This is a genomic window from Pseudomonas sp. G3-39 (genome assembly GCF_054790485.1).
The window spans coordinates 2,615,900-2,632,785 of the sequence record NZ_CP186497.1 but is presented as its reverse complement, the minus strand read 5'-3'; the positions used below and the strand labels follow the sequence as shown (position 1 = coordinate 2,632,785).

Genomic DNA, 16,886 nt, shown 5'->3' with positions numbered 1-16,886 from the left:
CGCCAGCCCTTTCGGACTGGCGTTTTTTCTGAATATGGCAGGGGCGGCTGGATTCGAACCAACGCATGGCAGGATCAAAACCTGCTGCCTTACCGCTTGGCGACGCCCCTGTATCTCAAGCTCTGTAACAAGCTCTGCGAGAATGGGCCGCAATTTACCAACCTTTTTTTGATCTGGGAAGCCCTGAGTGCAAAAAAATTTGTTTTAAAACAGCCAGTTATTTCTGAGCCAAAGCAAGCGCCACGATTCACTTCGACAAATTCAGCGCAATCGCCTCGCGAATCAGCGCTTGCAAGGCCTGTTCATCGATCGTGTCACCCTCATGAAAATCAATCGCCCGGCGGGTGTTGCCATCAAGGCTGGCGTTGAACAACCGCGCCGGATCGGCCAACGCTGCGCCCTTGGCGAAGGTCATTTTGACTGCCGCCTTGTAGGTCTCCCCGGTACAAATGATCCCGCCCCGTGACCACACCGGAACACCGCGCCACTTCCACTCCTCCACCACCTCGTGATCGGCCTGATGAATGACCTTGCGAATCTCGCTGAGAATGACGCCACGCCAATCGTCCAGTTCAGCGATTCGAGCGTCGATGAGTGCCGAGGCGTCGGTGGGTGGTATTTCGGATTTCATGGCAAGTGTTCTCTTCGATGTGGTTTACAAGCCGATTTGCTTGAGCCCCTCACGCATCCCTTGATCCGCTTGCTCGCACCATTGCTTGAGGCTCAGATCCGGCGGCAGGTTGCCTTGCAGACTCTTGTATTGACCGTCGGCCAACACTTCGCCTTTGCGACCGAGACTTTCGTTCTTGTCGCCATCAGCCTTGTCGAACGCGCCCGGCATATTCGCAACGAACGCCACCATCTTGTTGGCGTTTTCCGTGCTGTCCGCTTTCAGGTAGCCCTTGTCGACGCAATGCTTGATCAGGCCCGACATGTTGCGACCGCTGTCATACATGCTTTTCAGGGTAGCGGGATCTGGCGCTTCTGCGCGGGCCAGGGCGCCGAGGCCGAAAGTGGCGGTCAGTGCAAGGATCACAGCAGTGTTTTTCATGCTCATTTCCCAGATTTCCAGTGAAACTTCTCAATTCCAAACCCGCCGCTTACCAGACTTCCAGAGCTGGCGCACAAAACCCGGTAACGATATCCATCACCTCCAGAATCCGATCCTCCAACTCTTCATCGGCATCACCGCGCATTGACCCCAACAGTTCATTAACCGATATAGCCGAAAAACCCTTATCTCGATACTTCAGCAGGATTTCCCGTATCGAAAGAAGATCATCCCCCCTCCTCAATGCGCCGGACAGTTCATCGTCCAACGGTTTATCAAGCGTTTTCATCATTGTTTCTCCCAATGCTCAGCCGTCGACCCTAGTGCCTTCTGGTAATCAGAAAGTGGCATGGCCTTACTAGGCTGAATGGTTCCGTGAGTTTTTTTGTCTTGCACGTAACGAAGACTTTCCGGAAGTGAAGCGGTATTCAATTTGCAGGCGCTGTCTTTGCCGGTTCCGCCGGGTAACGTGGAGGGGCGCCGATGATCCGGCAGGTTTTGCGGAGTATCCGGCGCTACGGACATCCCACCGGTATTGGGATGAACGTTCCCATCTTTATCAACTGGAATATCGACAGGACGTACCCCTAGGCCGCGCGCGGTCGAGTCAGCAATGGGCTTTCCTTTTTCGTCGGTTTTCATGGCCCGATAGACATCGACCCCCGTCAGGCCCATCGGATCCACCCACCCTGTAGGGTTCGGACCATAGGTGTAGAAATTCAGACCGCCCGCATAACCGATCGGATCCTGGCTGACGAATCGCCCCACCGCCGGGTCATAGTAACGATGCCGGTTGTAATGCAGCCCGGTCTCATGATCATGGTACTGCCCCGGAAATCTTATAGGATTTCTCACATCACTTTGTCGGGCCGATTGCGATTGCTGCTCCGATATCGCCCCCCATGCCTTGTACTGAGCCGTCCAGACCAACTGCCCCTCAGAGTCGGTCAGTTCCTGAGGCGTACCCAGGTGATCGCACTGATACCAGAGCAAAACGTCAATTGGCTGAACCGTGACCTTGCGATTCCACAACGGATCGTCATCCAGGCTGTACTCTCCCTGATACTCAGGCTGATTCGTCAGTGTAATCGGGGCATGTCGTATGGCCTGTGCTACAGGAATGAAACTACCGGGCTCGAAAATGTAGTGCACCGTGCGTCCGGCACCGCCATCCAGTTGCGCGGCACTGCTTTCCCAGGCAAGTCGGTTACCGTCCCAGCCGTAGAGCGTGAAGCCACAGCCGTACTCTCGCTGTATGCGTGCATGCTCGTTCCGGTTCCAGTGCGACCCCGCCTCGGGACGCCCCTTGGAATGGGCGACAGAGTTTTTGTGAAGACGACGTCCAAGAGCGTCATAGGCGAATTCAACCGACAAGCGTTGATCTTCAAATCGCACCAAACGGTCAAACAGATCCCATTGCAGGAAGCTCCGCTGATTGTTTTGCAGACGCTCGACCAGGTTGCCGCGCTCATCGTACGTGAACTGATTACCTTCGTACTCGTGTAGCAGGTTGTCTACCTGCCTCTCCTGGCGCGGAGACCGGTCCAGTGGTCGTCGAATTTCACTCGCCTTTTCATCAAGCAGATTACTGGCCGGGTCAAAGGTGAATGTTTCAACCACCTGTCGTGTCGCTGCTTCCAACAGTCGACCGAGAGGATCGTAACGGTATGAAATCGCGCCTCTTCGGGTATCGTTGATCGCAGTCAGTTGACCCGCGGCATCGTATTGATATGTCCGTTTGACAAGCGTCGCACCGTCCTCACTGCGTCCCAGCACCTGCTCCTGCAAACGACCGGCAGAATCCCACTTTTGCGTCTGCTGCAGGTGGTTGCCCTGATGCCGGACAATCTCACGATGAAGGTCGTCGCGCTCCAGGCCAATCAGCTCGTGCTCGTCCAGGCGTAGCCCCAACAAATGACCACTGCCATAGGTGAGCCAGCTGACACGGTGCCCGTCCGGACGAACTGTCGCGACCCGATTGTTGAGCACATCGTACTCGTGCTGCCACACACCAACTACCGGGGGCTGGTCCAGCCCAAGGTAATGCTGATGCTCGCGCAGCACATTGCCGGCCAGGTCGTGAAACCACTGTAAACGACTGTCTGCGTTGGCGGCTTCGATCAGGTTACCGTTACCGTCATAAATGAAGCGCTCGCTTTGCGATTTCTCACCTTGACTGGCGCGTCGCTCAATCAGGCGTCCCATGGCATCAAAGCTCACGCAAATCACACGCTCGCCGTTGACGATATGACTCAAATGGCCCGTATCAGAATCATACCGATAGCGGGTGATACGACCATCAAAGCTCTTTTCTTCCAGCAGGCGACCTATCGGGTCGTAGAGGAAATGCGCCCGGCTCTCGTTTTCGTTGTCCAGCGCCTGCAAGCGCCCGAGACGATCCCAGCGGTAGACCAATGTATGCTCATCAGCATCGAGGCGCTCGGCTACAAGACCGGCAGCTGTATATTTCCAGGTAGTGCAGCGACCAAGACGATCCGTGTGCGCGAGCAACCGGGCTTCAGCGTCTCTTTCAAAATACTCCTCGGTCTTGTCCGGGTGCCTGATCCAGGCCAGCTGGCCCAGTCGATACCCGTACTCGGTACTCTGGCCGGCCGCGTCGGTAGAACAGATCATCTGTCCGAGTTCGTTGTACTCCCAGGCCCTGGTCTTTCCTGAGCAGTCGACATACTCGATCAGTTGACCGGCATCGTTGTAGTCGAGCTTCTTCTCATTGCCGGCGGCGTCTTTGATCGCTGTCGGCAACCCTGCCACGCTGTAGGCAAACTCCGTTACGTTACCAAGGGGATCGACTGCTTCCACAAGGTTGCCATGATCGTCATAAGCACGCTGCCACTGCCCCCCTTCTGCATCGCTGGTCTTGATCAGTTGATCCAGATCGTCGTAGGCAAAATGCAGCACGCTGTCGTCGGCACGCAAATGTTCGACGACGTTGCCACGCGCATCGTAGATGAAGCGATCAGTTGTGCCGTCAGCATGTACGTGTCGAATCAGGTTTTTCGCTTCGTCACGGAACAACCATTCGGAACGTTCATCCGGATGGCGAATGCGGTACGTATAACCAAGAATGTCGTAGTAGTGCCAGGTTTCGTTACCGTATGCATCGGTGACATAGGTCAGGCGAATATTCTCGTCCCATTCAAGCCGCGTGTCGAAACTGCCGTCGTCTGCCCACTCGCGAATGGCCCGCGCATCAGCGCCTGTGCCTTGCCATTCCAGATTCATGCCCCGTCCGGTCCGATCGGTGTAACGACGGATCAGATGATGCTGGTACTCATAGCTCCAGGCCGCCCCGTTCTCGTCCTGAGCCTGAATCAAATCACCGACACTGTCGTAGTGATAGGCACACAGTTGACGCTGAGGAACACCGTCGCTGATCAGCCAAAGCCCCTTCACGCGACCGTGCTCATCAAGCAGGGTGCCGAGGTGATATCTGACGTCGGCCATATCACCCTGATAGGTAATCAGGTCGGACAGCACCGGCATTCCTTCGTGGCGATGCTCGTAGTGCAGCATGATTCCCGCACCGTTGCGCAAAACCACGCCGACCAGCACGAAACGTTGTCCACGACGCAGATAGGTTTCCTTGCGTTCAAACCCTCTGCACAACAGAAGCTGGTCATCGGTCACCCGTACCAGCGTCATGTTTTCAATGGCATCGTAGTGAGTCTGCCCTGTCTCGGGCAGCACATAGTCGTGGCTGCGACCATCAGCGTCATGGAACACCAGACTCCCGCCAACACAGTCAAAACGGGTAGTCAACGACGTAATCCAGCGGGCGCCCATCTCGCTGGCGTCATACGCATCCAGACGCGAACAGTAGGTGCGTGTCCACTCGAGAGGGAATGCACCAGGCAGGTTGAAATCCGTATGGCTCAGCGATTCAGAGCCCAGGGCAAAACTGATGCTATGCGCCGTGCCCGGCATGACGCCGTTTTTACATGTTTTGCAGTTATGCGTCGCTGGCGCTTGTTGGCTGCTGGCTTCAAGCCGCCCCTCTCCAGCCCTGTGCTGAGTCTTTGAAGTAGTATCCGGCTTGACGCTGGCCCCTTGACCATGTGCTCGACGCTTGCGCCAGGTCATAACAGAACCTGCCAGCATCTGCAGCAGCCAACCGATTGAATGCTGAACAGCCGGATCACCCAGCTTGTTCATTTGAGTGCGCAACTCCACACCCATAGTACGAAGCATACCGGTATTGCTCAGCACCAAAGCCTTGGCACTGTCCGGCAACAGGTTCTTTGCCGCGCTGTTGGCAACACCTTTACCGGCAGCCTTGTAGGCGCTGAAGGCTGCGCCGAAAATATTACTGATGGCTGCCTTGGGGTCATGCAACAACTGACCTCCGGCCGCACTCATCTTGGCACTCGCCGACTTCATGTCGCCTTTTGCATCAAGCTTGCCGTTGACGACCGTTTCCAGTCCCTTGGCGATTTCGTTGACCGCGTTCTGGCCAAGCTTGCCGCCGTTGTCGAGTATTTCAGCCAGCTTCGGCTTGGCCTGCTCTACAAAGTCATCGATCGTACCGACAATGGTGGCATTCAAATGTCCGATCAGGACTTCGATCAGCGAATCGCCCAGCAGCATCTTGGCGCTGTTACGAAGTTCTTGACGCACCAGCGACAAGGTCGGACGCAAGGTCATACGCGCCGAGGCCATTGTGGGTGGGGCCGGTAAAACACCGATCAGATTGATACCCAGGCTGACCCAGTCCAGAATCTGGCGTTGCTTGCTTTTGGCAAGGACAACAATGTCTCCGAGCGCATCCACCAAGGCCATGATGTTGCCCACCACCGGCAACGCTCCGGCAACGTTCTTGACGCGCTCAAGAGTGACTACTCCACCACTGATCGATTGCAGCCAGGCATCGAATCTGGCTGCACCGCGTCCGACATCCTTGATGTCAATGGTGTTGAGCGGAACGATCGCCACTTGAGGTTCACGTACTTTCGCGACAGGCGTTTCAGTCGTCATGACTGCATCTCATCCGTAAGATAGTTCGAGACTTTAAAGAAATGATTGATAGCCTGGGCCTGCCAACACTCATGCAACAAACATCAGGTGATGCCCGGCATATGCCGATGCGGTACATGTTGATTCAACTGATCACAGCCCCTTTCGGGCCGCTTGCAATCAGCGCAGCGCCGCAAGCGGTTTTCATACCGTCCAGAGCGATGGGCGTGCCATCAACGGTGTAGGTGCTGCTGCCCTCTGCAATCGGGAAAACCCCTTTGCACAGTGGACAGCTGACCTTGTGACCGACTCCGGCAACAGGCTTGCCGTTGAGATCGGTCTGGGAGAAGGCTTCGAGCACCTTGCCACCGTGAGTGGTGGAGTCGCCCAAGCGAATGGCGTCTTTCATGTTGTCACTCCTTTGACTTGATCCTGGTCTCGCGACCCTGCCGTCCGCTGGCCTGTCAGTCAGCTCTGCAGCCACCAATTGAGCAGCGTTTCATCATCTTCATCATCAATGTTTTTATAGATATTGGCGTAATACCATTCGAGTCCGGTTTTCTCGCGGAACCGATCAAAAAACGCATTGATGCTGTCCATGCCATTGCTTGACGGCACAGCCAGTGACAGGTTGCCTTCGAAAACGCCATCCAGCGTTCCACCCAGTTCATTGCCAACATCAGTTTCCAGTTGTGCAATGACGTCCTCGGGGATGTAGTCGGCGTAAATATGAATACAAAAATTTCCTCCGCGCTTCAGGACTTCAGCGTGAGTGTTTTTGTTTTTTATCGAGATGATGTCACCTCGAGCTAAATTCAACGCAAGACCAGGTGAGGACAGCAGCTGATAAGTATCCTGCCCCATCGCGATTGCAGGGAGCTCCTCGAATACAGGGCCATCGTCATCTGATACAAACACCTGAATCAGTACAGGCAATTCTTTATCGTCCATATGGCGCTCCACAACTTCCACGTTCGACACACGACATCCCTTCTTTCACGTAACCGCTATTTCCCGCACTCAGGTTACACGAAGCGCCCTCAAGATCTACGTTGACATCGGCAAGGTTGCCCCCATTTGAGGTCGCCACATTCTTATGCCCCAAGTGCATGTCATCAGGATTGCTAGAGGTATGCCCGCACCGCCAGCACTTGTACACACCCACCGGTTTGCTTTTGGCAATAAGTTTTTTGCGACATGCCGCTTGTCCTTTCCGACTACCGCCGCCGACCTTGCTCGCAGCGATGTCTTTAGCGGAGGCTCCAGCACCGTCCTTCAGCGCGCGCTTGGATGGCGGTTTTCTGACCAGACCTAAAGGATCCACCCACTGCGTCGGGTTAGGCGCGTATTGATGAAGGTTGATACCGCCCATCAGACCTATCGGGTCTTTCGAGATGAAGCGACCTACATGGGGGTCGTAGTACCTGTAGCGGTTGTAGTGCAAGCCTGTTTCGTGATCGTGGTACTGACCCTGGAAACGAATGGGATTAGTCAGCCCGCGCCGCACTGCCGAGGCTGATGTCTGTTCTTTCACCTGCCCCCACGCTTTGTATTGAGCGCTCCAGGCGATCTCACCGTCTTGATCGGTAAGTTCCAATGGTGTGCCTAAATGGTCACACTGATACCAGGCCAGGGCATCGAACGGTTGTGCTTCAGGAGCGTGACTCCACAGCGGATCATCTTCAAGATTGTCGCCGCCGACATATTCAGGCTGACTCAACAGATCAATCGAGGCGTGTGTGAGGGCTTGAACCACCGGTACGAATGTGCCGGGTTCATAAACGTAATGGACGGTGCGACCTGTCCCCCCATCAATAGGGGCTGGACTGCTTTCCCAGGAAAGGTTGTCCCCGTCCCACCCGTACAAGGTCAAGCCACAGCCAAGCAAGCGCTGAATGCGCCCCTGCTCATTTTTATTCCAGTGCGAACCTGCTTCAGGACGGTTCACATAATGGGCTGTCGAGTGCTTATATAGCCGGCGACCCAAGGCATCGTAGGCGTATCTGACCGAAAGACGATCATCCTCAAAATGCACCAACCTATCGAACAGGTCCCATTGCAATCGACTGCGTTGACCATTATGCCAACGCAATGTCTGGTTGCCACGATCGTCGTACTCGTAATGGGTACCGACGTACTCACGTAAAAGATTGTCTACCAACCGACTACGTGTCGGGGCCTGATCAAGAGGCCGGCGCACTTCTGTCACCTTCTCGTCCAGCAGGTTGCTGGCAGGATCGAACGCGAAGTTTTCAACGCCGAGGCGACTTGCTGCGCTGATCAGTCGCCCGACCGGATCATAACGGTAGGTAAGCGGTCCGCGACGAGTATCGTTCAGCTCGGTCAACTGGCCGACAGCATCATATTGGTACTGGCGTTTGAGCAACGTCGAATTGTCATCGCTTCGGCCGAGCAGTTGCTCTTGTAGCCGCCCTGTCGGATCCCACTTTTGCGTCTGGTGCAGGCGATTCCCTTGATAACGAGCGACTTCGCGATGTAAATCATCTCGCTCATAGCCGACCAGTTCGTGATCATCCAGTTTTAACGCGAGCAAATGCCCACTGCCGTACGTCAACCAACTCACCCGATGGCCATCCGGACGAGTCGTGGCGACACACTGATTGAGGGCATCGTACTCATGCCTCCAGATGGCAACGAGCGGTGCATCCAGATCCTGATAATGCTGGTGCTCTCTGATCAGATTACCGGCCGAATCATAGAACCACAGCAACCGGCTCTGGTCGTTCGTGGCCAAAACCATGTTGCCATTACCGTCATACGCAAAGGATTCGCTTTGAGTCGCATTGCCCAGGCTCGCATGGCGTTCAACAAGCCGCCCCATTGGGTCAAACGCCATCGAAATGATGCGCTCACCGCTGATGGCGCTCGCCAACCGCCCGCTCTCAGCGTCGTATTGATAGCGTGTGGCAAGACCGTCGAAGCCTTTTTCCTCGAGCAATCTTCCGACAGGATCATAGTGAAACCGGGTGCGCTGCTCGTTTTCGTTTTCGAGTGCTATCAAACGGCCTAGCAGGTCCCAACGGTAACGAAGCGTTTGCTCGCAGGCGTCTACTCGCTCGGCAACCAGACCGGCCGCGTTATAGCTCCACGTCGTACAGCGATCCAGACCGTCAACATGAGCGAGCAGACGCCCTTCGGCATCACGCTCGAACCGCTCCTCGGTTTTATCCGGATGCGTTATCAAGGCGACATGCCCGGCCTTGTACTGATATTCGGTGCTTTGCCCTGCTGCATCGGTAAAGCAGATCATCTGACCGCGATCGTTGTATTCCCATTCGCTGGTCTTGCCGGAGCAATCGGTATATTTGAGAAGCTGACCGGCAACGTTGTACTCAAGCGTTTTCTCGTTGCCTGTTGCATCCTTGATAGCGATCAACTGACCTGCTTTGTCATAGGCGTACTCCGTCTTGTTGCCAAGCGGATCGACCGACTCCACCAGATTGCCGGCGTCATCGTAAGCTCGTTGCCACTGACCACCTTCTGCATCACTTACCTTGATCAGTTGGTCGAGATCATCGTAGGCGTAGTGAGCGACACTGCCGTCAGGGCTGATGTGCTCGAGCAAATTACCGCGCTCGTCATAGCTGTAGCGATCGGTGGTGCCATCTGTATGAACGTGACGAATCACGTTCTTCGCATCATCGCGAAAGAACCACTCTGAACGTTCATCGGCATAGCGAATCCGGTAGGTGTAGCCCTTGATGTCGTAGTAATGCCAAGTCTCGTTGCCATGGGCATCAGTGACGTAAGTCAGACGGATGTTTTCGTCCCATTCAAGGCGAGTATCGAAACTGCCGTCATCCGCCCACTCGCGCACAGCCCGGGCGTGCGAAGTGTGGCCATCCCACTGCAGATTCAACCCGCGGCCGGTGCGGTCGGTATACCGAGTCAGGAGGTGATGCTGATACTGATAACTCCAGGCCGCACCGTTTTCATCCTGCGCCTGGATCAAGTCGCCATGGATGTCGTATTGGTAATGGCACAATTGCCGTACAGGCGCGCCGTCACGAATCTCCCAGAGACCGGTCAAGCGTCCTTGATCATCAAGCAGCGTTCCGACGTGCAAGTGGACTTGCGTGACGTCACCTTGATAGGTGATCAGGTCGGATAATACGAGGGCGTCCCCATGACGATGCTCGTAATGCAGCATCAGCCCGGCACCACTGCGCATTTTGACATCCGTCAGCCAAAAGGAACGACCACGACGGACATAGGTTTCCTTGCGCTCGAAACCGAAGCAAACGAGCAGTTGATCCTCAGCGGAACGAACCAGCGTGAGATTTTCAACGGGGTCATAGTGAAAGAGGCCTGGCTTGGGCAGGGGGAAATCGATGCTACGACCATCGGCTCCAAAAAAAACCAGTCCATCGTCCTTGCAGTCGAATCGGGTCGTAAACTCTGTTACCCACCGTGCCCCTGATTCGCCATTGTCAAAAGCATCGAACCGGGAGCTGTAGGTGCGCACCCACTCGATAGGAAATGGACCCGGCAGGCTGAAATCGGTATGGCTCAGTGACTCGGATCCCAACGCAAAACTGATGCTGTTGCAAGTACCCGCACAAGCACCATTTTTTTTGCCATTGGCGTTGGCGTTCGCAGGAGCCTGATGGCTGCTGGCCTCGAGTCGTCCTTCACCTGCCTTGTTCTGAGCCTTACTGGTGACGTTGGGTTTAACGCTGGCACTCTGTCCATGCCCACGACGCTTGCGCCACGTCACCACAGCACCGCTGAGCATTTGCAACAACCAACCAATCGTGTGACGCGTTCCCGGGTCACCCAACTTGCTCAATTGGGTTTTGATCTCAGGCCCCATCGCTCTCAATGAACCGGTGTGCGTCATCACCAGTTTTTTAGCCTGATCCGGCAAAAGATTCTTCGCCGCGCTGTTGGCAACCCCTTTACCTACGGCTTTGTAGGCACTGAATGCCGCCCCGAAGATATTACTGATCGCCGCTTTGGGATCGCTGAGCAGTTGATTGCCCGCCGCCGTGATCTTTTGTCCAGCCGCGCGCGCATCGCCTTTTGAATCAAGCTTGCCATTTACAACGGCCTCAAGACCCTTGGCAATTTCGGTGACTGCGCTTTCGCCGAGTTTTCCTGCATCGGCGAGAATGCCCGAGAGTTTGCCTTGAGCCTGTTTCACGAAGTCATCGATCGTGCCGACGATAGTCGCGTTCAAATGCCCGACCAGCACTTCGATCATTGAATCGCCCAACAGCATCTTGACGCTGTTACGCAATTCCTGACGTACCAGAAACAAGGTCGGACGCAAACTCATACGAGCAGCCGCCATGGTCGGAGGCGCAGGTAAAACACCGATCAGGTTGATCCCCAGGCTGACCCAATCAAGCAACTCCCGCTGCTTGCTTCTGGTAAGCGTGACGATATCGCCCAGCGCATCGACCAGCGCCATGATGTTGCCGACAACCGGCAGCGACCCGGCAACTCCTTTGATTCGATCGAGCGTGACGACACCACCGCTGATGGATCGCAGCCAGGCATCAAACCGGGCGGCACCACGACCTACGTCCTGCACGTCCAGCGTGTTGAGCGGAACGATAGCGACCTGCGGCTCGCGCTTCTTGGCAACGGCTGTCTCAGTCATGAGAGCACCTCCCCATTTAGCAGGCCAGGCGTCTTAAGCGATGGTTTGGGCAAGGACGGGGCCGGGAGGCTTGGCAGTTTCCCTGCCTTGCTCGCTGCGCCGAGGATGCTCGATGCACTCGGCAGCGCCGCACTGGCAAGTTTCGGCAACCCGGCCACCCCGCCCTGCACCGCCCCTTTCACCTGCTGCGCCGTCTGCATCGCGCCCTGTGCGGTCTGCATGGCGCTCATGCCGCTCTGCGCCAGTTCCTTGCCCTTCTCCAACATGTCCCAGTTCTTGTTCGGCAGAACCTGCGCAACCATCGCCTGCACCTGACTCGGTACGTCTTCAGTGGCTGGCGGCTTCAGCGGCCATTCCGCTTTGCCGATGTAGCTGCCCTCACTCCAGGTGTCCGCCGGATCCTTGCCGAACACCACTCGCGCGGGGCCTGGGGCGGCGCCGGCGACGCTGGCGAAACCCTTGGCGTCGAGCTTGCCCTTGATGCTTTTGCCGACGGCGTCGATAACTTCGTAGTCGCCTTCCTTGATGCCCTGGCGCCCGGCGTACTGGTTGAACAGCTCCAGATTGCCTTTGCCCGGTTTCGGCGGTTCCGGGAATACCCCGGCGAGACTTTTCGCGCCGGTGTAGGCGAAGTTCGCCGCGTGCGCGGTGTACGGGCCGGTGGTGGCGTGGGTGATGCCGCCGGCGTTGTAGGTGGTCGCGCTGCCGCCGCCCTGAATCACCAGTTCGGTCTTGGCGGTGATGGTGATGCGGTCGGCGTTGGCAGTGATGTTGAGTTTGGCCAGCAGGTTGATGCTGTCCTTGAGGGCCTTGACGTCGATGTCGCCGGAGGCCGCGACCAGACGCCAGCCCATGCTTTGCACGAACAGACGCATGCCACGGCTGGCACTGGCCAGCAGGCGTTTGCCAATGGAAAAACTGGTATGCCCGGTGCTACTCAGCGCCAGGTGTTCACCGGTGGCGATATGGCTGGAGCGCGGCGTGGTCAGGGCGATGCCCGCGGGGCTGGCGAGCACCAGATGCGGCTCGGTGAATTCAGGGAATTCATTGGCGGTCATGTTCGCCGGGCCACTGCCCAGCACACCTTGATGCTGCGCGTGCAACGCCTTGGCCACATCGTCCTGATCGCCGGCCTCTTGCGCTTGAAGCTCTTTGGCCTGAGTGGCGAAACCGTCTTGCTGATCGCTGGCGGTGGCGAGGCGCTCGGCGGTTTCCGGCAGGTCTTTGTGGTGCTTCGATTCGTTCGGGCGCGGCTCGGTGGTGATCAACAGACCGGCGCCAGCACGCACCGCGCCATGGCGGTCGGTGCGCAACTCGAAACCTTCGCCACGCGGCTGCCCGCCGCTCGGGCGCGGGTGTGTCAGGTAGCCGAGGTTGATCGCACTGGCGCCGTGATCACTGCGCAGCGCAATACTGATCTCACTGGTGGTGTCGTCGATGCGCAGTTCGTTGGCGCGGCTGCCCTTGTATTCCTTGCTCTTGACCGTGGCCAGGGTCTTGAAGTCCGGCAGTTTGTACGGCGGCAGATTCGCGCCGTGGTACAGGCAACCGGTGATCAGCGGCTGATCGGGATCGCCTTCGAGGAAGGTGATCAACACCTCCATGCCGACCCGCGGAATGTTGATCGCGCCAAAGGTTTCCGCGGCCCAGTTCGAGGCCACACGCATCCAGCAACTGGTCTTGTCGTCGTGCTCGCCTTCGCGGTCCCAGAAGAACTGCACCTTCACCCGACCGTACTGGTCGCAGTAGATCTCTTCGCCCTCGGGGCCGCAGACCACGGCGCTCTGGGTGCCGAGGACTTTCGGTTTCGGGTGATCGAGCGGCGGCCGGTACGGCAAGTCCCACGGGATCGCGTTGAAGCGGTTGCGGTAGCCCTGGTGGAAATCGTCCTTGTTGTCGGTGGTGTCGCTGGTCACCGACTCTTCGAGCACTTGCGGCTGTTTGCCTTCGTGGAGGATCTCGGTCAACAGCCACAGATCGTTCCAGGTCGGGTTGGCGTGTTCGGTGAGGGCGAGGAAATGCCCGCTGACCAGAATCGGCTGATCGCTGTTGCCCTCGGCCAGACGATAGTCGCTGCGATGGCGTTCCAGTGCGCGATTGGCCAGATGCTTGCCGCGCTCGCGGTCAACGAATCGCCCCGGGTAATCGTAATCCTCCAGATTCGGCTGAGCGCTGCTCTTGGCATCGCTTTCGAGCTCGATCTTCGGTTTGACGAAGTCGTAATCACGGCGTGTGGTGCGGCTGGTGCGGGTCGCCAGACGCAGGCCGAAACGCTTGACCACTGGTTGATCGGCGACCAGTCCGGAGTCCTGCTGATAAGCCACTGGCGCCAGTTTCGGGAACACCGTCTGGTCATCGCCGAACATCAGTTTGTGGCCGCTGGCGCTGTGCTGGAAGTGGTAGTGAATCCCCTCCTCCTCACACAGGCGCTGGACGAAATGCAGATCGCTTTCGTCGTACTGCACGCAGTAGATGCGCTCCGGATAAATCGCGCTCAGTTGGAAGTGATAGTCACTGGCGAGAATGCCGTGTTCTTCCAGCACCTTGCTGATGATCTGTTGCACGGTCATCTGCTGGAAGATGCGCTGGTTGACCCGATGCGCGAGGTACGACAGCTGCGGGCGCAGGGAGATTTTATAGCGGGTCAGGCGCTTGCCGGCCTCGCCCTGGGCGATGCTGTAGATCAGCCCGTGAATCCCCGTGCCGCTGGGCGACAGCTGCAGGAACGCGAGTTTGTGCAGCAGGCTTTCGAGGTTGATCGAGGCTTTCTCACTGACCAGTTCCAGCTCGAACTCGAAGGGGGTGTTGAGCGCCTCTTTCCCGGTGAACGACAGCACCTGGAAATCGCTGTCCGCGCCATCGATGGTCAGATTGAAATGAGGCTGATTGGCCGGTGAGAACATCCCTTGTTCCTCGCGCAATGCTGCGACGGGCGCCATTCCATGAAGCGTGGCGCACGCAAAAAATTCTGTAGGTCAAAGCCGCCCCGGCCAGCCGCACTGGCCGGGGCAGTACAACCATCAGTCGCGATTAAACGACTGGAGCACGCCAGTCATCGGAGCCCGAAGTACCGGAGACTTCGTGGGTCCAGGTGATTTTGCGGTAGGTGAACTGCACTTCTTCCAGGTGGGTGAAGTGGGCGTTCGACGGGTCCTGGCAGTTGTGCATCTTGTTGTTGATGGCGACGATGATCGCGTCTTCCAGTTTGGTGGTGTAGTAGTGCTCCTGGGTACCTTGAGCCGAAGTGCGGTACCACTGGATAACGATTTCGCTCATGCGCTCGCCGGAGGTCAGAGCCGCTTGCAGCAGAGGCGAAGCCTTGTCGTAGACCTTGGTGATCACCACTGGCTTGTGCACGCGCTGACCGGTTGGCTGACCGGATTGCGGATCACGCGGAATGATCACGTCGTGGGTGAAGGCCTGAACCATGACCTGGTCTTCGTGGCCTTCCTGGAAGGTGTTGCCCACGGAGTCGGCGGTGAACGCGCCGGCAGTGATCAGACCTTGTTTTTCGCCAGTGACGGACATGTACGCTGGTGTTGCCATGGGGATGCTCTCCTTGCTCGAAAATACACAACCGACAGGCACCATTGCCTGCCCGGGTGCCTGCTCAGAGATCAAATTCCGTGCCAGCCATCATCTAGCCATTTCGGATCAATGGGTTGGCGGCAATACCTTCGCGTTCCGGCGTTTTAAACTTCGATAAACAGAAAAAAGTGCGCAAGAAGTTGCGCAGTACTGTGCAACTTCTTGCGCACTTGGCTGGAGGGCTTGATTTAGAGAGGCTTGAAGGGAATTCTCGGGTGAAATTGGCGAAGCAACTGCGCAACTTTTTGCGCAGTTGCAAAATCAACTCAATGTTTAGGTTTTCAAGGGCCTGCCAAGTTTCTGTGCTTTCAGTTCCATCAGCCGAAGCCGATCCTGCGCCAGAACTCTCTGTACATTTTCCACACTCCTGAAATCGGCGCGGTGATTGAAAGCCTCTTCCTGAAGATTTTCAGCAAAGGCGGCCATGCGCCTGTGGCCGATCAACCCTGCCAGCCAGCCGGTCAACTCACTATTGAAGAACGGATAGGCTCTATGGGAACCGAGGTGAACGGCGACAGCGCGCAACTCCGTCAGGCGCATAATATCCGCGAGGTCCTCATCGAAGGTGATCAACCGATCCAGGCAGAAATCAGCTCCCTTCAATCGTTGGGGATTAGCCAACGATTCCATGATTCTGAGTATGTACAGATCCCAGGCGCAATTATTGATAAAGAGCAACGGGTCTTTTTTGTCCAGAACCGAATTGAGCTTCCTGGACAGTGAGGTTTTTTGGGTATGAAAGAGAATATCCGCGCAAACAATCAGCTCACGCAGCATGAAGATGCGCAGTTCATCGTGCATGAATTTGAGCAACGCCTCCATCTTCGCTTCTGGCGATGCGGTTGAGCTGTTTTCCAGAATTTTCGCTCGCAGAATCATGCACTCGGCCGCAGCAACTTGCTGAGTCAGGGCAACATCCAGCCCCCCCTCCCGAGTCTGTTCAAAACCTGCGATCCAGTTCTCCGCCCAGGTTTCGGCCTGATCTTGGTATCGATTACGATAACGCGTCCCCCAGCCTTCACTTAGCGGGGCCTCATCAAGCGAGAGAGCGTATACAGCGGCGATCGTTTCCTTGCAGCGCTGGCGGGTTTTCGGTATCCATTTTTTCTGTGCTTCGCACAGGTAAATGTAAGAGTTCAACCGCGCGAGATCGTCTGCGCAGAATGTGCGTTGCAAGTCTGCACGAATGGCCTCGAGCTCCTCGGAAACAGACTCGACATATGACAGCTTCCGGATATAACTGGCCGTGTTTGAATCCATGAACAGCGAACTGACCAACATGTAGTTCACCCGCGTCTCGGACAATGCAGAAGTCTTGTCGATGATCCAGACGGATTTGCCACGCAGCATGGTAGAAACGAATCCCTGGCCACTGAATTGCTCTCGCTCCAATGCAAACGGCCCGCCTGATTCAGCCGATGCATACATGATGCGCCAGTCACCGAGCAACTCGACTTCCTCTTTGAAGCGCTCCAGTGCTTGCGTGTGACTTTCGGCCGAGCATACGTAATGCAGTGCCCGTTGAACTTCGTACTCCGCGTACTCTTTCGTCATCGATTCCTTCCCTTGAAATTGCAATAGACCATTACCCAATAGGCATATTGACATCAAACAGCCATCATGGAGAATCTCCTCTCTCTTTTTCCACCA

General features: G+C 56.4%; 10 protein-coding genes and 1 tRNA gene. All 11 read right to left on the bottom strand.

The window, feature by feature from the left end; genetic code table 11:
- Positions 1-35: 35 nt before the first annotated feature.
- The 11 genes from ACOYXG_RS11565 to ACOYXG_RS11515 all read right to left on the bottom strand — a co-directional run bounded on the left by ACOYXG_RS11565 (position 36) and on the right by ACOYXG_RS11515 (position 16,790).
- Positions 36-110 (bottom strand) — tRNA-Gln (locus ACOYXG_RS11565).
- Positions 111-247: 137 nt separating this feature from the next.
- Positions 248-631, bottom strand: a complete 384-nt coding sequence (locus ACOYXG_RS11560) for a DUF1801 domain-containing protein (RefSeq protein ID WP_333991784.1) — start codon at positions 629-631, stop codon at positions 248-250.
- Positions 632-655: 24 nt separating this feature from the next.
- Positions 656-1,051 (bottom strand): hypothetical protein, encoded by a 396-nt coding sequence (locus ACOYXG_RS11555; protein WP_333991787.1) that lies wholly within the window; start codon positions 1,049-1,051, stop codon positions 656-658.
- Positions 1,052-1,100: 49 nt separating this feature from the next.
- Positions 1,101-1,343, bottom strand: coding sequence for a hypothetical protein (locus ACOYXG_RS11550; protein ID WP_007969247.1), 243 nt, complete (start codon positions 1,341-1,343; stop codon positions 1,101-1,103).
- On the bottom strand, positions 1,340-6,043 hold the full coding sequence (locus ACOYXG_RS11545; protein ID WP_460357814.1) for an RHS repeat-associated core domain-containing protein: 4,704 nt from the start codon (positions 6,041-6,043) through the stop codon (positions 1,340-1,342). Before ACOYXG_RS11545 ends, ACOYXG_RS11550 begins: the two co-directional genes overlap by 4 nt.
- A 124-nt stretch (positions 6,044-6,167) precedes the next feature.
- Positions 6,168-6,431, bottom strand: a complete 264-nt coding sequence (locus tag ACOYXG_RS11540) for a PAAR domain-containing protein (RefSeq protein ID WP_007969244.1) — start codon at positions 6,429-6,431, stop codon at positions 6,168-6,170.
- Positions 6,432-6,490: 59 nt separating this feature from the next.
- On the bottom strand, positions 6,491-6,973 hold the full coding sequence (locus tag ACOYXG_RS11535; RefSeq protein ID WP_103367590.1) for a DUF4265 domain-containing protein: 483 nt from the start codon (positions 6,971-6,973) through the stop codon (positions 6,491-6,493).
- Positions 6,963-11,648 (bottom strand): RHS repeat-associated core domain-containing protein, encoded by a 4,686-nt coding sequence (locus tag ACOYXG_RS11530; protein ID WP_460357810.1) that lies wholly within the window; start codon positions 11,646-11,648, stop codon positions 6,963-6,965. The genes ACOYXG_RS11535 and ACOYXG_RS11530 overlap by 11 nt, the downstream gene beginning before the upstream one ends.
- Positions 11,645-14,551 carry a type VI secretion system Vgr family protein gene (locus tag ACOYXG_RS11525; RefSeq protein ID WP_460357808.1) on the bottom strand — a complete coding sequence of 969 codons (2,907 nt, stop codon included), beginning with the start codon at positions 14,549-14,551 and terminating at the stop codon, positions 11,645-11,647. Before ACOYXG_RS11525 ends, ACOYXG_RS11530 begins: the two co-directional genes overlap by 4 nt.
- Before the next feature lie 127 nt (positions 14,552-14,678).
- Complete coding sequence (locus ACOYXG_RS11520) at positions 14,679-15,194, bottom strand: Hcp family type VI secretion system effector (protein ID WP_027613808.1); 516 nt, start codon at positions 15,192-15,194, stop codon at positions 14,679-14,681.
- Positions 15,195-15,509: 315 nt separating this feature from the next.
- Entirely contained in the window at positions 15,510-16,790 is a 1,281-nt protein-coding gene (locus tag ACOYXG_RS11515; protein WP_049827939.1) for a hypothetical protein, read from the bottom strand.
- Positions 16,791-16,886 lie beyond the last annotated feature (96 nt).